This is a genomic window from Bradyrhizobium sp. CCGB12 (assembly GCF_024199845.1).
In the GTDB taxonomy this organism is placed as follows: Bacteria; Pseudomonadota; Alphaproteobacteria; order Rhizobiales; family Xanthobacteraceae; genus Bradyrhizobium.
The window spans coordinates 5,023,361-5,042,754 of the sequence record NZ_JANADO010000001.1 but is presented as its reverse complement, the minus strand read 5'-3'; the positions used below and the strand labels follow the sequence as shown (position 1 = coordinate 5,042,754).

At 58.8% G+C, this 19,394-nt stretch carries 15 protein-coding genes; 5 read left to right on the top strand and 10 right to left on the bottom strand.

What is annotated here, in order from left to right; translation table 11 throughout:
• The first annotated feature begins 381 nt into the window (after positions 1-381).
• Both NLM27_RS23510 and NLM27_RS23505 read left to right on the top strand, forming a co-directional pair.
• Entirely contained in the window at positions 382-822 is a 441-nt protein-coding gene (locus tag NLM27_RS23510; RefSeq protein WP_254145590.1) for a nuclear transport factor 2 family protein, read from the top strand.
• A gap of 201 nt (positions 823-1,023) precedes the next feature.
• Positions 1,024-4,371, top strand: a complete 3,348-nt coding sequence (locus NLM27_RS23505) for an adenylate/guanylate cyclase domain-containing protein (protein ID WP_256570013.1) — start codon at positions 1,024-1,026, stop codon at positions 4,369-4,371.
• Positions 4,372-5,454: 1,083 nt separating this feature from the next.
• Here NLM27_RS23505 and NLM27_RS23500 read toward each other — a convergent pair.
• Positions 5,455-5,700 carry a helix-turn-helix domain-containing protein gene (locus tag NLM27_RS23500; RefSeq protein WP_254145588.1) on the bottom strand — a complete coding sequence of 82 codons (246 nt, stop codon included), beginning with the start codon at positions 5,698-5,700 and terminating at the stop codon, positions 5,455-5,457.
• Positions 5,701-5,930: 230 nt separating this feature from the next.
• Here NLM27_RS23500 and NLM27_RS23495 point away from each other — a divergent pair, with 230 nt between their 5' ends.
• Positions 5,931-6,800: a hypothetical protein gene (locus NLM27_RS23495; protein ID WP_254145587.1), complete on the top strand. Its 870-nt coding sequence runs from the start codon at positions 5,931-5,933 to the stop codon at positions 6,798-6,800.
• 53 nt (positions 6,801-6,853) lie between these two features.
• Here NLM27_RS23495 and NLM27_RS23490 read toward each other — a convergent pair whose 3' ends face one another.
• The 5 genes from NLM27_RS23490 to NLM27_RS23470 form a co-directional block, all read right to left on the bottom strand.
• Positions 6,854-8,215: a hypothetical protein gene (locus tag NLM27_RS23490; RefSeq protein ID WP_254145586.1), complete on the bottom strand. Its 1,362-nt coding sequence runs from the start codon at positions 8,213-8,215 to the stop codon at positions 6,854-6,856.
• A gap of 2 nt (positions 8,216-8,217) precedes the next feature.
• A complete protein-coding gene (locus NLM27_RS23485; RefSeq protein WP_254145585.1) occupies positions 8,218-8,700 on the bottom strand; it encodes a DUF5681 domain-containing protein in 483 nt (160 codons plus the stop codon).
• Positions 8,679-9,032: a hypothetical protein gene (locus NLM27_RS23480; protein WP_254145584.1), complete on the bottom strand. Its 354-nt coding sequence runs from the start codon at positions 9,030-9,032 to the stop codon at positions 8,679-8,681. The genes NLM27_RS23485 and NLM27_RS23480 overlap by 22 nt, the downstream gene beginning before the upstream one ends.
• Positions 9,029-10,378, bottom strand: a complete 1,350-nt coding sequence (locus NLM27_RS23475; RefSeq protein ID WP_254145583.1) for a site-specific DNA-methyltransferase — start codon at positions 10,376-10,378, stop codon at positions 9,029-9,031. The genes NLM27_RS23480 and NLM27_RS23475 overlap by 4 nt, the downstream gene beginning before the upstream one ends.
• A 113-nt stretch (positions 10,379-10,491) precedes the next feature.
• On the bottom strand, positions 10,492-11,166 hold the full coding sequence (locus tag NLM27_RS23470) for a hypothetical protein (protein WP_254145582.1): 675 nt from the start codon (positions 11,164-11,166) through the stop codon (positions 10,492-10,494).
• Between the two features lie 1,525 nt (positions 11,167-12,691).
• On the opposite strand from NLM27_RS23470, the gene NLM27_RS23465 reads away from it, so the two are divergent.
• Positions 12,692-12,970 (top strand): hypothetical protein, encoded by a 279-nt coding sequence (locus NLM27_RS23465; protein WP_254145581.1) that lies wholly within the window; start codon positions 12,692-12,694, stop codon positions 12,968-12,970.
• A gap of 82 nt (positions 12,971-13,052) precedes the next feature.
• On the opposite strand, the gene NLM27_RS23460 is transcribed toward NLM27_RS23465, so the two are convergent.
• On the bottom strand, positions 13,053-13,790 hold the full coding sequence (locus NLM27_RS23460) for a metallophosphoesterase (protein WP_254148905.1): 738 nt from the start codon (positions 13,788-13,790) through the stop codon (positions 13,053-13,055).
• Positions 13,791-14,384: 594 nt separating this feature from the next.
• Here NLM27_RS23460 and NLM27_RS23455 point away from each other — a divergent pair.
• A complete protein-coding gene (locus NLM27_RS23455) occupies positions 14,385-15,815 on the top strand; it encodes an undecaprenyl-phosphate glucose phosphotransferase (protein ID WP_309144802.1) in 1,431 nt (476 codons plus the stop codon).
• Between the two features lie 59 nt (positions 15,816-15,874).
• Here NLM27_RS23455 and NLM27_RS23450 read toward each other — a convergent pair whose 3' ends face one another.
• The 3 genes from NLM27_RS23450 to NLM27_RS23440 all read right to left on the bottom strand — a co-directional run bounded on the left by NLM27_RS23450 (position 15,875) and on the right by NLM27_RS23440 (position 19,374).
• On the bottom strand, positions 15,875-16,162 hold the full coding sequence (locus NLM27_RS23450; protein WP_254145579.1) for a hypothetical protein: 288 nt from the start codon (positions 16,160-16,162) through the stop codon (positions 15,875-15,877).
• A gap of 431 nt (positions 16,163-16,593) precedes the next feature.
• Positions 16,594-18,831 carry an AAA family ATPase gene (locus NLM27_RS23445; protein WP_254145578.1) on the bottom strand — a complete coding sequence of 746 codons (2,238 nt, stop codon included), beginning with the start codon at positions 18,829-18,831 and terminating at the stop codon, positions 16,594-16,596.
• A gap of 30 nt (positions 18,832-18,861) precedes the next feature.
• Entirely contained in the window at positions 18,862-19,374 is a 513-nt protein-coding gene (locus tag NLM27_RS23440) for a hypothetical protein (RefSeq protein WP_254145577.1), read from the bottom strand.
• Positions 19,375-19,394: the final 20 nt, after the last annotated feature.

Genomic DNA, 19,394 nt, shown 5'->3' with positions numbered 1-19,394 from the left:
CCTCAATTCGCGAAAAACCTGTGGTTATTTTTTGATCCTGCCGGCTGAGGTAGCTTGGTCCCTCATGTGCCGCTCGTATCGCGGCTGAATAGACCTTAACTTTTCCGACGCCGCCGTCGTCGCCGCCAATTTTGTTCGCAGTCGAAGGGCCTACTCCAAAGGAAAGCTCCTCAACATAGGATACGTGCTGTCTTAAGCTATCGTTCGAAAATAGCTCCGACCTTCTCCGGCGGGGGCCTTGCGAACGGCGATCGCCGGTTCTCAGCGTGTCGGACTTGGAGCCTAACCAGTGCTAAAGCGCTGAAGGCGTCCCGTATTTTCCCGGATGGACCGTTTTGGGTGCGACTCGATAGGCTCTAAAGCCGACCGAGGGAGGGTTCCATGCGCCTTGCTCAGGTATTTGCGCTAATCTGCTGCGTGATGATGGCCAATCCGATTGGGTCGCACGCGGCCGATCTCAAGAGCGATGTTGCCGCGGCTTACGAGGCATTCAACGCAGCCTTCAACAAGGGGGACGCTAAGGCCGTTGCTTCCGCGTACCTCCCGAGCGCCAAGATTCTGCCGCCGACCCACGCGGTCGTGTCTGGGCCCGCTGAAATCGAGAAGTTCTTCGCCGGTTTCTTTGCAAACGGTGTTACCAACCACACACTGGATATTATCGACGCTGGTGGGGATGATAAGATCGTTTATGCAACAGCGAACTGGAGTGCCAAGGGTAAGGGAGCGGACGGCGCGCCGCAGGCTCTCGGCGGCATTGCTACACACGTCTTCGAGCGCCAGGCTGATGGCTCGCTCAAGCTGAGGTTGCATACCTTTAACTGAAAGTTTCGCGTCGTAAGCAGCGGGGCGGCGCCCGGCACGCGGGTATTTGCGGGCAAGAGAGCTGGGGCGCCGGCGTGGAGCCGACTTGCCGCGCAGTTGAATCAGATTTGGCGGCCGCCTTGCAGGAGTTCCCCGATCGGAGCGCTCTGTCAGTGCCGCCCTCTCAGGCTCGCGACCGGCCAAATCTGAATTAGGTGTCGTATGGAGTGTTCGACCTGCAAAGCGGTCGTTCCGGACGGCTGTAAGTTCTGCATTGAGTGCGGTGCCTCTTTGCCCGTTGCATGTCCGTCTTGCAACCACTCGAATCCTCCACACGCGAAGTTCTGCGGAAAATGCGGCAACCAGCTGAAGGCCGGTATATCCATCGCATCGGTAGAGATACCCGCAACGCCGCCGCCGCAAGCAATCGTGCCGTTAACATCCTCGGCGGAGCGCCGGCAAGTCACAGTGATGTTCAGCGATCTTGTCGGCTCTACTATCCTCGCGACCCAGCTCGACCCTGAAGACCTCCATGACGTGATCAACGCGTATCATAGGTGTGTTGCAGAAGCAGTCAGCGGTTTGGGCGGCTATGTCGCGAAGTACATGGGCGATGGCGTCTTGATTTACTTTGGTTACCCGCAGGCGCACGAGGATGATGCGGAACGAGCCGTGCGGAGTGGCCTAGCCTTGGTCGAGGCGGTCGGCCAGCTCCAATCACCTCGCCGGCTTCAAGTGCGGATCGGCATCGCAACTGGACTCGTGGTCATCGGAGATCTGATCGGGGCCGGTGAGGTGCAAGAGCGCGGGATTGTTGGCGAAACGCCAAATCTGGCCGCTCGACTGCAAGCCTTGGCAGAGCCTGACGCTGTCGTGATTGGCCTTCAGACACGCCTGCTTCTCGGAAATTTGTTCGAATACCGCGACCTGGGAAAAGTGCAGGTCAAAGGATTTGCCCAACCTGTCCATGCATACCGAGTCGATGGATTGAGCGCCGTTGACAGTCGATTCGAGGCCCTTCACGCGACGGACCTTACGCCGCTCGTCGGTCGCGATGAGGAGATGGAACTACTGCTTCGTCGATGGGAGAGGGCGAAGGGCGGCAGCGGCCAAGTTGTGCTGATATCTGGCGAAGCAGGAATCGGCAAATCGCGCGTAGCAGCCGCGCTTCTCGGACGGATTGGCAAGGAACCACACACCCGATTGCGCTATTTTTGTTCGCCTCATCACACGGATAGCGCATTCTTTCCGCTCATCCATCAGCTCGAACGAGCCGCCGCATTCCAGCGTGACGATGACGCGCGGACACGAGCAGAAAAGCTCGATGCTCTGCTCTCGCGTGCAACGACTGCGGCAGAAGACAACCGACTCATTGCCGACTTGCTGTTGTTACCCGATATCGGAGGGTATCCGGAGCTCCGCCTTAGCCCACCACAGCGTAAGCAGAAGACGATTGACGCGCTTCTGCGACAGCTCAACGGTCTGTCTAAGCAGCAGCCTGTGTTGCAAATCTTCGAGGATATGCATTGGAGCGATCCGACGAGCCTCGAGGTGATGGATCGGACAGTTGAGCTTGTCCGCCGATTACCGGCGCTGCTGCTCATGACCTTCCGGCCCGAGTTCGACCCACCCTGGGTCGGCCAGCCGCACGTCACTATGATGGCATTGGGGCGGCTCGATCAGAACAATGTCTCTGCGCTGATCGAAACGATCGCGGGCAACAGGGAAATGCCGCCGGAAATAGTCAATGAAATTGCGGAACGCACGGATGGCGTGCCGCTCTTTGTCGAGGAGTTAACGAAGGCCGTGGTCGAAGCCGGCGTCCACGGACCCGAAGCGGCAAGTACACTGTCCACGACGCCCTCGCACACTATTCCCGCTACCCTGCACGCATCGCTCATGGCTCGCCTCGACCGGCTCGGCCCGGCAAAGGAGCTTGCCCAGATCGGTGCGACTATTGGGCGAGAGTTCTCCTATGAACTGCTGGCTGCGGTGTCGTCGCTAAAGGAGCCGGATTTGCGCGCCGGTGTAAGCCAACTCACCGCAACGGGGCTGGTCTTCAGCCGCGGTACGGCGCCCGAGGCATCCTACCTGTTCAAGCATGCACTCGTGCAAGATGCTGCTTATGGGACCATGTTGCGCCGAACGCGACAGCAATTTCACGCGCGGATCGCGAAGGTGCTCGAAGAGCGCTTTGCGGATCGGGTGGCTCGCGAACCGGAGGTGTTGGGACACCACTTTTCCGAAGCGGAGAAACCGAACCATGCCGCCGGCTATTGGCTCAAGGCGGGAAGACAAAGCGCCGAGCGCTCCGCCAATCTGGAGGCGATTAGGCATCTATCTCGCGCGCTCGAGTCGCTGAAAATGCTTCCGGAGAGTCCTGAGCGTGATCGGCAGGAGCTCAACGTACAGAGCACGATCGGCACGCCGCTGATCGCCGTCTACGGCTACGCGGCTCCGGAAACAGGTGTAGCCTTTAGCCGCGCACGCCTTTTAGGAGAACGACTCAGGGACGCGGGCGCCCTGTTCGCAACTCTCAGCGGTCAGTGGGCCTTTCACGGCGTGCGGGGCGATCACTACTTGATGCGGCAACTAGCCGACGAGGCACGACGCACATCCAAGCAAATGGCCGATGAAGCGCTTGAGCTGGTGAGTCACCGATTAGCCGGGCTGAACGCCATGCACTTCGGGGCGTTCGACGAGGCCCGATCCGCGTTCGAGACGATCCTCCGGATCTATGATTCGAGCCGGCATCGCCCGCCGCCAGTGCATTACATCCATGATCCGAAATTTTATGCGATCGCATATCTGCCCGTCATTTGCTGGATTCTAGGGTATCCGGAGCAGGCGCGAACGTGGCAAGGAAAAGCGTTCGAATACGCGTCCGACTTAAACCAGGCCACTCTCAACACCCACGTGAAGATTTATAGCGGAGCTGGACTTGACGAACTACTTTTCGACTCAGGCGCCGTGCGCGCTCATGCCGACGCGATTATCGAACTCGCCGATCAGCACAACCTGCGCTACTTCCGGTTCAGCGGACTGATCCTGAGGGGCTGGGCGATAGCTGAAGCAGGAGCCGGCGCGGAGGGTCTCGCGCTGATGCAACAGAATTCAAAGGAACGCCTGGCCATCGGTGTCAGTTGGTGGCAGAATCGATACCTGTGCATGCTGGCCGCGACCTCCCTGAAGCAGGGGCGCACCGAAGAAGGCTTGGCCGCACTCGCGGAAGCCAAGGATTTGGTAGCGCGTATCGACGAACACACTTGGGAGGCGGAGCTCAGGCGAATAGAGGGCGAGCTCCGGCGCATGCAGGGCGCCTCGCCGGCCGAGGTGGAGGGCCACTTCCAGGCGGCGCTTGCAATCGCCCGTGACCAGAATGCCAAGTCTTTCGAATTGCGGGCTGCCATCAGTCTCGCGCGATTGTGGCATGAAGAGGGACGCTTCACCGACACTCGTCGAAATCTTCTCGCAGGAATTTATAGCTGGTTCACTGAAGGGTTCGATACGCCCGATCTCAAGGAAGCCAAGGGACTGCTCACCGAATTGTCATGCGACCGCCCGTGCTAACCAGATGGGACGATCGCAATCAGCACTTAGATCGATGATCCGGAGATGCCCGCTGAGCTCGCCTCTAAGGTTGCGTCCAGAGCAAAGCGCAATTATTTATGACTACCGATTAGCTCCCGCAACTTCCATCGGTCCAAGGTAACGAATAAGATCTGTAAATCTGTGACGCCTAAGGAGTAGCGCTGTCCACTCTCTGCACCCAAGAGGGTAAGCACTTCGGTCGTCAATTCGAATGTCCGCTATTGGGCGCGTACTTAACGTACTTTTAGATGGCGAGGTCCGAGTTGGGTCAATCGCGTCGAGCCGCGTTCTCGGCCCGTCCGGTCTGGCTTCAACTGCTGACATCCCGCGTGTTCGCGATCTTCGTCTTAGGATCACAAGCAGACGTCCGCAGAAGCCTAGCTGTTGCGGTTGAGGCATCGCGAACCGGCGGATTCTATTCGACCCGATGAGGCGAAATTCCGAGTTTCGCCACGCCTCGCGCTCAGCGGAGCGCGAGATCTTGGGATTGCAACCGTCGCCAACGGAGGCATAGCGGCCGTGTCACCGAGCGGATTTGACGGCATTCCATTAAGATCGACATCCCAATAATACGATACGCAAACCTGCTCATCGGACGCCACCACAGTACAAGTGCTTGGGGGCCCCGGCTTGCACTGCATCCGGTTCTGATAGAAGGAAATGGGCACGCCTTCGCAGCGTACATGCCATCTCCAGCAAGACCTCTCAATCGAGCAGGTGTCGGGATGAAGCGGCGAATGCCGTCGCGAGCTCTAAAAGATTAAGTTCCTTGAGCGATCTGCGCATGGCTTCCTGAGTGGATGGTGCACGGACGACATCAAAGATTACAGATGCGACGCACAGCAGAGCAACCGCGCCGAACATATGAGACCCGCGAGGGCGCATCCTATTCTCACCGCCCATGCAAGCCACCTCTCGCCGCACACTCCACGCGCGGCGCACCTTATAGCACGTCTGCGGACCATCGGTGATCAACGTCCGCTGCGGGTCAAAAATCGGCGGCGAACGCTGCGACCGAACGGTTTCCGGTCTACGCGATCGGAGGGGCGCTCGGTCCGGCCGCTATTGCTTTCTTTCGCGCGCAAAGAGTCGGAGCAGCTTCAAGGGATCGGTCCCCAGCGCCTCTGCAATGGTGATGAACTCAACGACGTCGAGCCGGCGTTCGCCGCCCTCGTATTTGGCGACGAAGGATTGCGGCTTGCGGAGCTTCTTGGCGAGGGCCTGTTGGCGGATGCCGGCCTTATGTCGCGTCGCGACAAGAAGGGCGATAAGGCGGGCATATTCGGCGGATTTGAGGGACTTTTCCATTAGTCGCCGTGCGTATTGATTCGGCGACGGTCAAATTGATCCCGAAACGGGATTATCCCAAAACTGGATACTTGTCCGAAGCTGAGCTATCAGACCTTGCTAAAAGGCTCATGGCGGGCGAGGAGGCTGACTTGGTCGTTGTAGAATGTCGGGGTTGCGGCGAAGAAGTTGCCGATCGGGCTTCATATTGTCCGAATTGCGGTGTGCGACGGCCCGGGATCGCCAACCCGTTGGCAGACTTTGCTGAGGGGGCAAGGCAGCAACCGCACAGGCGGCTCGCAAGGCGCGGCGAAAACCAGGGGGCGATTCTCGGCGTTATCGGTTGCTGCTTTGGCCTTCTAGGCGTTTTCACCATTGGGTTTGTGTTTGTGCCCCTATCGACGTTGTTCGGGTTAATTGGTCTGTTAAGAGCGCTACGCTATCGAAGTTCTGGCGGTGCCTGCCTTTCGCTAATAGGACTGACGTTTTCTACTTTGGGTCTCTTTCTATCGCCAGTCCTGCTGGTGACGATTGGAGGTTTATTCGCTACTTCTCTGGCTGAGATCAGTCCGCCCAAGGACGTCTCACAATCGTCCGCACCTGGGGACGGTCACCGGTTGCCGAATCAGGAGCAGAAATTCTGTGAACTTACGACCGCCGCGTCGCTTGAATACTTCAGACTGGCAAGAGATGCTCGAAAAGCGCGAGATGATAAGAACAACATCATGGAAAGGAGGATTAAGGATGCGATGACAGAAGTAGCCCGTACGCGCAATGCGGATGCTGTGAAACTTCTGCAGGCCGAAGGCTTCTCTTTCGAAAAATGGGGCGTCTCGCTGCTGGAGGTGCAAACACCCGATGATAATCAAGTGTCTTTCTCGGTCCGGCCACTATGCTCCGACATCATCACGATTCATCTGCTAGCCCCCGCTCAGGTCTCGATCATCGAAACGCTCGCGGCGAGAGAGACGGGCGATGCGCTCGTTGTGTCGGGGACATTTATCGCCTCGCGAACGATGCCGGGCGAGCCACCGCGGCCGCCTGATGCCGATCATTTCGAGAAGAGTGTAACCGAACGCGGTTCAATGGAAGAGCCGGAATTCCGAGCTAAGCTGCGATAGTGCCGGTGTGTCTTGTGCGAACCGAGCCATGCCTTCCCAAGTGGATGGGCGCGTCAATATCCGCTGGAGTTTCCGAGGGCGACTGCGACGCCATAGCAAAAGGTATCGAGAAGGTCATCTTCATAGTCCTCTTTTGCGCCGACCCTAAACCGCTCTACTTGATCGAGGAGATGATTCCTTGATCTCTGCTTATATACGGCGGTCTTGCTGAATGCGGGCTCCGTGTACTTGACCTTACCTTGATATACGTAGCCTGAGATCGAAATCGCTCGCTCATCTTTGCCAAGGGCAGTGAGTTTGCTCTCGATGGCGTGTGCCGCCCAGCCCCGACGTAGTGCCTGCTGCAGTAAGATTGTCCCGGAGTTCTTGTCCTCAATAAAGGCCCCGATCGCGCCCGCTCTCGCTCGGCAGCTCTTGGCGAAAGCCTCGAGACGCTTGAACACATCCGGCAGCCAAGTTTCCAGCAGCGCTCCTTCGATTTGAGTGATATCCCAGTCCAGAATCGTGAGCGGAAACTTCGCCGTGGTGTTAAGAGCGAAGTAGGTGACCGCAGTTGCATCGTGTTCGGACCCCGTTTTTGAGGCGGTGTCAATCACTGCAAAGACACTGTCGCAGTGAGATGGAAGCGGAACGGGATGGCCGTTATCCAGGAGACGGTCTCGTGAAAAGAAAGCGACCCCGGACCAATCGACAAATTCGGCTAGATACTCCTGCTGATAAACCAGGGGATCGTTTTCAGTTTGAAGAGTCTCAATCAGCTGATCCCGACGAGCCTGCCAGGCGACCTGACTCTCCGCAGGGAGCACCACGGGGAGCATTGGATTATCCATCGTCGTTGCGCGAAACTCTGCGAAGCCATATCGGGGCTCGGTGCAGACGTTGTAAAAAAAGTTCTCCGGATCCCTGCCGGAGGAATTGGAGCAGACCAGCGCTTCTCCTTGATAGTCGTAGAGCGTTGGCTTTATGGCTTTCTCCCACAGCTCCATCACAGAACCGGCTACCGTGTTGCTTCCGTTCTTGGCGAAAGCGGCTTCATCAATCACAATGCGACGGTAACGACGTCCACGCCCCGCGATCCCGTTCTCCAACGTCCAGAAATCGAGTCGTCCTCCGGTGTTCATTCGGATGACACCGGCTGCCTTTGATCCCGTGTCGATAATGGGATGAAGTTCGTCGGAAAGCTCGTTGTAGACCTCTGACCAGGTGCGGTGTTGAGGTGCAAACCAAGCGCATTCCCAACCCTGAACCAAGCCTTGGCTGATCCATGTCTTGGCGAGAGCCGTCTTTCCAAAGCGCCGGCCACATCTTAACGCCTTGAACCGGCTGCCCTGCAAAGCCCAATAGGCCTTGGCTTGACCGTCGTGAAGACGTTGCAATTTTACTTCGAGGTGGTCGGAGGCGAAAGAGCGCGCCATGTCTATTCCGTATCATTTGGATCAATCGGGCGCAGCAAGGACGAACTCGTGGACGACTTCGTAACAGAGCGGCGCACGCGTGCCCGTTGCTCTGCGGCGAACTCGCTGGTCTTTTGTGCGCCTGTTTGCCCCTCGTAATCGGGAAGCCAATCCACCACGAAGATCTTGCGGCTCCTCAGCTCCCCATACCTTTCCGCATGCGTAAGGAGTGTCAGGAGCGCGGCTGCGCTGCGAACGTCGCCGGATAACGCCAAACGGACGTGGTTATGCGCACTCAGTTCTCTCCGGCTGACGGTCTTGGCTTTTCCGTTCTCGCGGTACGTGGCCGCAGCATCAAGGACGCCGCTGATGGCATCGGCGATGGAAAAGGGTTTGCGCTTGGGCCGTCCCTTGGGATTGCCGGAGACACCTTTCTTGAACTGAGAGCGTTTAGGTGGCCTGCGATAGCCGACCTTGTCCTCATTCATGGTTGATTGCTGCTCCATTCCATCTCTTCGTCGCGACAGTCCTGGTCAACGAAGACGAGCTCGAGCGAGGGTGTCGACATTCGATGAGCCAGCCGCTCGTATTTTAAACGGACCGCAAGCGCGGTATGATCTCCAGACAGCTCCTTCTGATAAAGTTTCAAGAGGATAATCTCGAGCGTCGTCATCGATGCGCGGCGGCCATCCAGCTCGATCGCGAGACGGTTGCCGAGTAAACCGTAGATGTAGCCGGTTATACTCATCGATGGCGCGCTAGCACCTCGTTGCCGGTGGCGCCGGTGGGAACGGGACGAGCCGTTTGGAACGTTGAGCTGTTCGGTTGAAGACGTCACTGCGCTGCTCCACACCGAGCGGCGCGACTTGCGTAAGTGTCACCGTTCCTATCACGGGCCTCACGGCCCGTGAGCTTCTGCCAGCGCTGGATAGCTACGTCGACATAGCGGGGGTCTATCTCGACGCCGGAGCAACGGCGTCGCGTTCGCTCCGCCGCCAGAATGGTTGTGCCGCTTCCCAGAAAGAGATCCAGCACAAGTTCGTCCGGCTTGGTACAGTCCAAAATTGCGTCTGCAACCAGGCGAACAGGTTTTACAGTTGGATGGAGATTAAGCAGCTTCTTTGCATTCTTCCTCGGAAATGAGTTCGCCCCGGCATAGTGCCATACATTGGTGCGATTGCGCCCGAAACGGCCGAGCTCAACGTTGTTCTGGTGCGCGGCGTCCCCATTCTTGAATACCGCGATCAACTCGTGCTGCGAGCGGTAAAATGAGCCAAGACCCGCGTTGCTCTTGGACCACACGCAGACATTGATAAGTTCGAGCTGTTTGGCCCGACCAGCTGCCAGCAGATCTTCGATATGGCGCCAATCCATGCAAATGTAGATGACGGCGCCGGGCTCGCTTCGCACGCGAATCGCGTCCAGCAATTTCAAGAGAAAGTCGCCATATTCTGCACGAGACATTTCGCCGGTGGCCATCGCGAATTCGCGATGCGTAATTTGGCCGTTGCCGCAAACCATTCCATCGATTTTGAGATTGTATGGCGGATCCGTGAAGACCGCCGCCGCACGCTGATCTCCGAGCAGGGCGTCATGGACGTCTTGATTGAAAGCGTCGCCGCAATAAAGGCGATGGCTTCCGAGTTGCCAAAGGTCGCCCTCTACCGTTACCGTTGGTCCCAGAGCCGGCCAATTCTCATCGGCTAGGTCGGTTGTGTCAGGCTGGTCGAGCGATTGAATTCGAATGTCGATCTCAGGAAGTTCGAATCCCGTAGTGGTGATGTCGAAGTCTTGCGCGATCTCCGAAAGCTCTTTTAATTGAACGGCGAGTAGGTGATCATCCCAGGACGAGCGATCGGATAGCTTGTTGTCAGCCAGCATGTAAGCCTTAGCTTGCGCTTCGGTGAGGTGCTCAAGCAATAAGACAGGAACGTCTGCAAGGCCGAGAAGGCGCGCCGCCTCATAGCGCCCGTGGCCAGCAAGAATTGTTTTGTTGCGATCAACGAGAAGCGGCGCATTGAACCCAAAAGCCTCGATGCTCTTGGCGATAGCGCGGATTTGCGCACGGCTATGCTTGCGCGCGTTCGTGGAGGATGGGCGGAGCGTATCAAGAGAGAGATAGTGAAGAGCTCTTGTTTCCCTGTCACGTTTCAGTGCGTCATATGATTGTGCCGCCACTTCCATAGTTCACTCCAGCTGTTTCGGTCGACCGAAACATTCTGCGCTGGCTGCAGCTCAACTGCTACTGAATGAAATCCTCTAGTTGTCCGAGGACTTTCATGCAGTGGCAAAGCGCGTCAAGCGACGCATCCCTTCAGTTCTGCTCGAATATCGTCGCGTGGTCGTTCCTTGGCCTCTACAAAGTAGGGACGCCACGCGCGATGGGGCTGATTGCCCCAGCTCTTAATTTCTCCACCGGAGCATTCCCACAGCTTAAGAGCGCACCTCCCCAGGTAAGCATTTGAGGGGGCGAAATATTCACCCCGAGTAAATACGGCCGAGACTTCATATATGATTGCCGCACACAAAACCTGAGCCGAAAGGACGTCCTCTGGTACGGCTTTGCTTGCTCCGTTTTTGATCTTACCACCGGCGTGAACTAAACGAGGGGACGACTTGGCTCGTTCGATCATGCCCTCAAGTTTGACCAGCGCGAGATCAAGCCCTCCAAAATGCTCAAAGAAATAGTTCGGCGGCACTACGAATGCCATTAGCTGGGGCTCGTTAAGCACGTCACGCGCCGCCTTGAGTTCTTTGCCGGCCTTTACCAATCGGTCCAGTACCTTCTTTCGTGTGAGGCGTCGCCCATCCTGGGCGATAGCGACGCGTACACACCGCGACCAGTAGACCAAAAATCTTCGAAGCCACCAAGGCGGCTCACCACCTGCGATAAGACGAGCAAGCTCGCTGAACCAATCCTCGTCGTCCCAGGGATCGGCCGGAAGCGTTCTCACAGTTAGCGTGACCCCCATAGACACCACTCCTTCACGATGACTTAAATGTGTCTCGTTATTTCACGATGCTGGATTTCAGAAGGGAAGTGGCGTCTCGGATCGAAGCTAGTTCCGGCAGACGTTGTCCCCGGCTATTTTGTGGGCGCTCGCGAAGTGCGTTTGACGTGAGCTGTTCGTTAGTGTCGTCGGACGAGCGTCGCTTATGTCGGCGGAGGCGCAGCGGCCGAATTCCGTGTTCGTTTACTGTGTTTGACGGTTTGTGAGACCAGCTCCGCGTGCCTGGAATGGCAAATCCCTGTTGTAGGTTCAGGACTTCCCTGTTTTGCCAATGCCGATGTCGCTGTTTTACATTCGCTATTCCCTGCTAGCCTTTCGCCCAATCACGGCTGCAAGGGATTGAACAGACAGGGATATTGAGTTTCGTGGGGCGTCGATGCTCTTATGCGCCGGCCACAAAAATTGCTCGAGGCGCAGTTACCCTTGATGCGGCGCAGTAGTGTCCCGCGGGCCTCATGTCCAATCCGGTTGACCTCGCGATCCAGGCGCCTCTGCTCGCCGACGATGTTGGCGCGGCTGTCGCGTTCGAGGCGAAACAAAAATCGCCGCCATCCGGTTGCCCGGTGTGGCGGCGATCGTTAGTCGGGCCGAGCGCTGCTCGGCCAAGCGTTCGAACTACCGAACGTACCAATATCCCCACCAGAGCTGGGACACAGGCCGTGCCTGCGCCTTCACCGCTGCAACTTCCTCGACCGCGCGAAGCTGGGGGCCATAGATCGCGGGCGGGTAAACGGGATCCCAGTAGACGTATCCACCTTGGACCGAGGCCGCTCGATGATGTGCCGGAGCAAGCGCAAGTTCGGCGGCCGGTGCCACGGATACGGTCAAGGTGAGGCCAAGGACGGACAGGGCAATGGATGGAATAAGGGCGCGGAAGTTCATTGGATTGAATCCCTCTGAAATGCGACGCGAAATAATGCGACGGCTCCCGGATGGTTGCAAGGGCATCGGTCGGCCAATTCGCCCCGAAAATCCCTTGTCGCGGGGCGCGTGCGGTGTGCCCGTCGCGCATCTGCCCGATCACTTGGATGCGTTCAGGCTGCGAGGCGTGGCTGTCTCATATGGAGTGGTCGTCAATAGAGTGTTCGGTGACCGTCGCCGATCGAGGCGGCATGCGACAGAGGCCGGCAGGCTTGGAGCGAGCGCTGCATGCAGGATCGGACGTTGAGCAATCTTTCGGCGCCGATGATTCACTGAGAACCATGATGTCGACACACTGCTCGCTCTTGATGGGAGCCGGACTATTCAGGGCGAATCCTATGACTTCTGCGTTTGTCTCCGCTTCCGTTTTCGGCGCTGGTCTCATCCTGGGATACGCGCTGCGCGCTTGGCGCGTTCAGCGAAGAGACGCGAATTCGTCCTACGGCACCTCGCGCCGGACTCCCCAACCCACCTCAACGTTCGGCCACGCCCGACGAGCCTTTTAGATATCGTCTAATTCGCTGTCGGCACCCAGCTTCACACTGAAACGACGGGACATGATGACATGAGTGAGCCCAAGAAGGACGCTCCACGACGCTACATCGTGGATGGCGCCGGACAGCGCGTGCTCGTTGGGCTGACGATCTCGGAAACCATCGAGTTCGAAGCGTTGGATAAGCCGGACACCCGCCCAGGCGCTGACTTGATCGGAGAGGCGGCGCGCGTCCGTCAGGCCATGCATGGCGAACGTTGGGTGGAACTCTACATCAAGCACGAGCGAGCCTGGAGCGACTGGATGGCGCAGACGCGCGCGCAGCCGGAGAAGGCGCCTCTGCTCAACTAGGGCATGATCCGGAAAAACGCGGACGTTCATTCCATCCTTGCGAGGCCGTCTCGCGCGTCGGTGGCAAGCGGTTGCGGCCCTGTCATACCGCGAGCATGCGGCTTCCCTGGATGCTCATCAGGGTGAGATTGCCGGTCGCATAGGCGCCGGTATCGATGTTGACGCGGTTCGCCAGGAATTCGGCGCTTCGGACCGGCGTATGGCCGTGCACGACGTATTTGCCGAACTGCACTTCGCTCTGCAGGAACTCTTCGCGAATCCAGAGCAGATCGCGCTCCGTCTGATCGGCCAATGGAACGCCCGGGCGAACGCCGGCGTGGACGAAGAAGAAGTCCCCGCACGTGAAGCTCAGCCGCAGATTGTCCAGGAATTCGAGATGTTCGGTCGGCATTGCGCGAATCAAATCGCGCAATATCGATGCCGGCTCGTCGCGCTTCAGGTCCGGCGGGGCGAGCCCGTAGGACATCAATGTCTGGGCCCCGCCGACGGCGAGCCAATCCGCGAAAATTGACGGGTCTTCGAACACCCTCACCAGAAATGCCTCGTGGTTGCCCTTGAGGAAAACCGCATTTCCCCGGCGACTCCGCTCGACCAGGATGTCGAGAGTGGCACGTGTATCCGGACCGCGATCGATGTAGTCGCCCATGAAGACCTCGATCGCATAGCGTGGGCGGCTGCGAGCCACGTCGACGTCGATCACCCGAAGCATGGGCTGGAGCAGATGCGCGCAGCCGTGAATATCCGAGATCGCATAGATGCGGACGCCTTCCGGCAAATGCGGCTTTTGTATCGGCGGTCGTGGTCGGGCGAGAGGTTTCATGGCGCACAATCGATCGGGTGGTCGAGAAAATTTCCCCAAGTCGCCGGCACCGGAGGGCTCCCCATCTGAAGTCGGTGGGGTCGCGTCATCGTTGTCCGGCGTGATCACGCCAAAAGAAGGGCGGTAGTTTTTGCCTACCTTGTTTTGCAACGGATCGCATTGATAGTACGAATTGCATCGCTGAAACGCAGAGCGCGGCAAAGATGCATGCCTCATGCAAATTGCAGCGATACATCCGCAGATAGAAATCCATTGAAGTTCCCGCAAATGATTCCTGCGCACTTCGCGAAAGCAAGAAGCGCCTCAAAGATGAGCGAAGACGCGCTCGCGCGATCACTGCGACATCGTGGTAGATGCGGAACTTGATTCAAAATAGGGCAGCGCGCCGCTGATATGTCAGCACTGTGACGAGATTTTCAGCGCGTTGAATGTCGATGCGTATTTCGACATGGCGCATCATCCGTGCATCGCAAAAGTTTTGCGTGCGGCGCCACAATGTCGCTGCGATCACTCAACACTTTCCGCGCGGGGAATTGACGAGTCTTCAGCATCACGATGAGCGTCAGACACTCTCTCGATAAGGCAGAGGTTCGAATGGCTGTTGCAACTTATGGTTCTGAGAATGCCCATGCGCTGTCATCCATGCGCGGTGGCGCCCTTCAGAGGCCATTTCAGATCGTCGTCATCGCTGCTGACTTTCTGCTGATCCTGTTGAGTTATGCCGCCGGGGCTTCACTGTATGGCGCGGCCGTCGCTTCGCCTGCCGACGGCGCGTCGGTGGGGGCCGGATTGTTCGTCGGCGTCGTATTCGTCGCGGTTGCTTATTTCCGGGACGTCTATGCCACGCACCGCTTGCTCAATCTCGTCTGGCAACTTCGAAAAGCAGTCTTCATCTGGCTGACGTCGCTGACGATCCTGGCCGTGGCGGCGTTCCTGCTGAAATCGACGGACAATCTGTCGCGCGGCACCGTCATCGTCTTCGCCGTGATCGGCGGACTTGGCCTGGTCAGCCTCCGCTTTGTCTGGCAGGCAGTGTTCGGCACCAGCTTTGCGAGAAGTCGGTTGGTCGATCGCAAGGTGATTCTGCTCAGCCTGAAGCCGCTCGATTTCACCTCGAGTCGCTTCAAGGATCTGCGCAGGAATGGCTTCGACGTCACGCGCCATTTCGTGCTCGGAGCCGATCGGGATGACGGGCATTGGGAGCGACAGATTCGAGATGTCATCCGTCAGTCGCGCTCGGCCGATGTCGACGAATATCTGCTTGCGATCGACTGGAACGAATTGCCGATGCTCCGAAAGCTGGGCCCCTACTTGCGCGCCGTCCCGCAGCCGATACGCCTCCTGCCGGACGACCCGCTCGCCGATCTGGTAGCCCGTCCGTTCCTGCCGGTCAGTGGAACCGTCGCGGTTGAAATCCAGCGACCACCGCTCAGTATTCTCGAGCGGTTGCAAAAGCGCTGCCTGGATGTCGGGATCGCCCTGTTCGCGCTGGTGCTCCTGACGCCGCTGCTGCTGACCGTCGCCGTTCTGATCAAGCTGGATTCACCGGGAACCGTCATTTTCCGGCAGTCCCGCCGCGGGTTCAACGGCAAGCCGTTCCAGATCTGGAAATTTCGCACGATGACCGTCTCCGAGAATGGTGAGACGGTTACGCAGGCGACCAAGAAGGATGCCCGGGTTACAAAGATTGGGCGTTTCCTCCGCATGACGAGCATCGATGAGTTGCCGCAGCTCTGGAACGTGTTGCGCGGAGACATGTCACTGGTCGGGCCGCGCCCGCACGCACTCGCCCACGACAATTACTATGACGAGCTCATCAGCAAGTACGTGTATCGCCATCACATGAAGCCGGGCCTGACCGGCTGGGCCCAAGTCAACGGGTTCAGAGGGGAAACGCCGACCATCGATCTGATGGAGAAGCGGGTCGAGTACGATGTCTGGTATGTCAGCAACTGGAGCATCTGGCTCGACCTGAAGATCATGGCGCGCACCGCCTCTGCCGTGATGTTCCAGGAAGCCTATTAACTGAGGGCCGCAAATCCTGGCCGCCGGCTGGATCCTCAAATCGTAGGGAAACGCGAGATTCAGGTTCCGTCGCGTGAGGATCTGCCGAAGAAGCGAACAATAGCATCGCGCAGGGCAAGGAGCGGCGGCACGAGCACGAAGAAGGCCCCCATCGCAACGGAGGCTATGACTTGACGGACCGAGAACGGTTCGTCCTGCTCGATTTCTCTTCTGCTGGGGTCGATGGGGGCGGGTGACAGCGTCGTCGCCATCGACTGCCGACGCGGCTTGCGAGGGGGAACCACGATCAACACGAACAGGATGTTGAGCAGGACCCAAATTGTCAAAATCGTAAGGATGATCAGCATCCAAGCCACCGAAAACGGACTGCCAATATGAGCCGAGGTTAGCCCCACGGAACCAAGAAGGAAAGGTGCCTAAAGATTTGGCATCTCGAGGCATCAAGGACCGGGTCTGTCGCCGCTTTGCGATGGGTGGCTTGGCAGCCGGCGCAGTTTCCTAGCCAATCAGTAGTTGTCGTCAATCCTTGCTTTTGGGCTAGAGCAATGGTCGCAACTTGTGGATTCCGGACGAATACGGAGATCGGAGCGGTCCGGGCGCGCCTGGAGCGATCGCCACCGGGCGGGGGGCTCTAGCCGTCCCCATGCGCACCGGCGCGCTTGATGGCCCCGACCCCGACAATGCCTCCAGGCACGAATAAGGCCCGCTGCCAAAGGCAGCGGGCCTGAGGTCGTTCCAGCTCGGCTAGCGCGTTGCGCCAGCGGCGCTCGGCCGCGGCCTAAGCGTGCTCGTGCTCGACGTAGTAGCTGTTGTGGTGCTTGCCCTTATAGGCCTCGATGCGCTTGAGCATCTTCGGGTTCGCGCGGTTGAGCACGGCGCCGATCAGCTTCTTCTGGAGGACTTCCGACCCCGAAACCGACTCCTGAAGAGCGGTTCGCGTGGTCTGTCCCCATTCGATCACGTAGACCATGGCGTCGATCAGGAAGCTGACGGCCTTCGAGTCCGCCACCGGCATCACCGGGGCAAGATCGATGACGATGTACTCGTAGTGCTCCTTCAGCACCTTGAGCAACTCGGCCATTGCCTTGGACCCAATGACGTCGGCCGAATTGACCATGCGCGAAGCCACGACGGAGGGCAGGAAATCCAGTCCCGTTTCCTTGCTTCGCTGCACATGATAGCCGAGGCTCGCCGGGTCGTTGAGAGCCTCCACCAGTCCGCTCTTGGCGTTGGGCGCGAGCTCCCGCGTCAGCGAGCGCGTGTGCAGATCGCCGTCGATCAGGACCGTGCGATGTCCGGTCAGGGCGATCAACTGCGCGAAGTTGGCGGCCACCGTCGTCTTGCCTTCCTTTGGAAGCGAGGAGACGATGCCGATCACCTTGATCTCGCGGGTCAGGCGCGCGACGTCGATCGATACCTTGATGTTGCGCAAGGTCTCGGCAAACCGCGAGAACGGATGATCGACGACGTAGCGGGACAGATCGGGTGGGCCTGTCTTCGCGGACGTCGAAAGCAACGCGCCGGTCTTCGTCGGCGGGCGAATGTCCGGCAGGACGCCGAGGCATTTCACGCCGAGCTCATCCTCGACCTCGCCCGGGGTCCGCAACACGTCGCTCAGCAATTCACGCGCGAATGCTGCGCCGAAGCCGAGGCAGAGGCCGCCCACCAGGCCGCCCACCAGAGCGAGGACCGTACGCGGGGAGCTCTTGCGGTCCGGCTTGGCGGCGGTGCTGATGAGGCGCGCCTCGCTGAGCGGAAAGCTCTGGTTCTGCGTCGCGCTCTGTAGCTTCTCGAGGAAGTTGTTGTAGAGATTGCGGTAGGTGTCGGCGGCGCTTTCGAGATCGCGCAGCTTGACCTCGGCCTGGCCCTTGTTGCCGGCCTGGGCGACGAGCTCCTTCACGTTCTTTTCGAGCGAGGCCTCCCGGCTCTTTGCGATCTCGTAGTCGCTGCGATAGGCGTCTGCGATCCGGCGCAGCTCGTCGGCGATGTTCTTGCGCAGCTCGTCCATCTTGTTGGCCAGGTTGACCGCCGCAAGGTGGGTCTTGCCGTAGCGCCTGGACCAGTCGGCATACTGCGCCTGGAGGTCGAGATATTGAGCGCGCAGACGGGTGATCACCGAGTTGTTAAGGGCGTCCGTCACAGTCGATTGCGCAACATCCTGATCGGAAATCGTATCGATCCGGTCAAGCCGGGCCTTGGCTTCGGCGGTCGCAGCCCGTGCCTGAACGAGCTGCGTGTTAAGGTCCGACAATTGCTGCTCGGACATCAAGCCGCGGCTGGTTCCGACGATGTTGTTCTCGGCCTTGAAGGTCTGGACGGCGCGATCGCTGGCCGATGCCTGCTCGCTCAGCTCGAGGCTGCGCTGCTGCAGCCATTCGGTGGCCCGCTTGGTGGACTGATATTTGGCCTCCAGGGCGCCGACGAGATAGGCGTTGGCGATGGCGTTGGCGATCTTGGCGGCCTTGTCGGGGCTCCGCGCGCGATAGTTGAGCGACAGAACATATGTTGTCAGGACACGTTCCGTCCTCAGGTTCTTCTGAACCTGCTCGACCACCGCATGTTCGATTTGTTCCTGAGATGCCGGTTCGCGGGAGCCGAACAGCGACGTCGCCTTGCCGATGATGATGGAGAGAAGGCCCGGATTGGAGCCATTGAACTCCGGGTCCTCCGTCAGCTTCAGGCGACGGACGACGGACAGAATCAGGTCGTCCGAGTTGATGACTTCGACTTGGCTGTCGACGTAGCCGGTATCGATGAGGGCGCTGTTGGCGTTGCTGTCCTTATCCAGAACCTGCGCCTGACGCGTATCCATCATGATGCGGGCATTTGCCGTATACATGGGTTGCGCCGTGATCAGGTAGACGAGCACCAGCGCCAGCGACGCGCCGGCGCATGCCGCGACGACCGGCCACTGGCGGCGCAGCACGTCGGCCACGCGCTCGAAGCTGAGGACCGCCCCGCCGAATTCGATGCCGAATCGGTGTCCCGACTGGAAATGTTCTCTAGGCTGATACATTTGCTAATTCGCTGCCTTTGACGGTCATGATCATTGCGGAATGGGAACGGGCTTGAATGGATTGGCCAACTTGGTCTTCCATTCGCCGTCGAGCAGGCCAGTGCCCCGGGGTGGTTGCGCCGCTCCCTTGTCCTGCGATTGTGCCTGGACGCCGGGATCGTCCTCTCCCGCGGCGGAATAACCGGCTTGCACGTTGAGATCGCCGATTCGCTGCACGAAATCCCTGATCTTGCGCGCAGCGTCCGGCTTCTTAGACGTGCATCGTCCTTCGGCAATGCGCAGCGCGGCGCCGATGGACGAGCGATCGGTCGAAGCCGAGGCCGAGATGAGCGTCTGGACGGACGGCAGCACCGACGGATTCGTCGCGATATAGGTCGCGAGCCGATACCGCAGCTTCTCCTTGTCATTGCGCAGTCGCTCCAGAAGCGAGGAGGGCGATTTCACGAAGGTGTCGAGTTCGAGTTGCGAGGCGCGGTCCGCAAATTCGACGCACTGAGCGCGGCAAGCATCGACGCTCGACACGATCAGCGCAGAACTTATCAAGAGAATCGGTAGCCAACGCG

What these genes read in the sequence shown, in the direction of transcription:
- NLM27_RS23475 (WP_254145583.1), bottom strand. Translation starts at nt 10,378, where the DNA reads ATGGAAGTGGCGGCACAATCATATGACGCACTGAAACGTGACAGGGAA.
- NLM27_RS23460 (WP_254148905.1), bottom strand. Translation starts at nt 13,790, where the DNA reads ATGAAACCTCTCGCCCGACCACGACCGCCGATACAAAAGCCGCATTTG.
- NLM27_RS23445 (WP_254145578.1), bottom strand. Translation starts at nt 18,831, where the DNA reads ATGTATCAGCCTAGAGAACATTTCCAGTCGGGACACCGATTCGGCATC.
- NLM27_RS23505 (WP_256570013.1), top strand. Translation starts at nt 1,024, where the DNA reads ATGGAGTGTTCGACCTGCAAAGCGGTCGTTCCGGACGGCTGTAAGTTC.
- NLM27_RS23510 (WP_254145590.1), top strand. Translation starts at nt 382, where the DNA reads ATGCGCCTTGCTCAGGTATTTGCGCTAATCTGCTGCGTGATGATGGCC.
- NLM27_RS23485 (WP_254145585.1), bottom strand. Translation starts at nt 8,700, where the DNA reads ATGGAGCAGCAATCAACCATGAATGAGGACAAGGTCGGCTATCGCAGG.
- NLM27_RS23450 (WP_254145579.1), bottom strand. Translation starts at nt 16,162, where the DNA reads ATGCTGATCATCCTTACGATTTTGACAATTTGGGTCCTGCTCAACATC.
- NLM27_RS23470 (WP_254145582.1), bottom strand. Translation starts at nt 11,166, where the DNA reads ATGGGGGTCACGCTAACTGTGAGAACGCTTCCGGCCGATCCCTGGGAC.
- NLM27_RS23465 (WP_254145581.1), top strand. Translation starts at nt 12,692, where the DNA reads ATGAGTGAGCCCAAGAAGGACGCTCCACGACGCTACATCGTGGATGGC.
- NLM27_RS23455 (WP_309144802.1), top strand. Translation starts at nt 14,385, where the DNA reads ATGGCTGTTGCAACTTATGGTTCTGAGAATGCCCATGCGCTGTCATCC.
- NLM27_RS23500 (WP_254145588.1), bottom strand. Translation starts at nt 5,700, where the DNA reads ATGGAAAAGTCCCTCAAATCCGCCGAATATGCCCGCCTTATCGCCCTT.
- NLM27_RS23490 (WP_254145586.1), bottom strand. Translation starts at nt 8,215, where the DNA reads ATGGCGCGCTCTTTCGCCTCCGACCACCTCGAAGTAAAATTGCAACGT.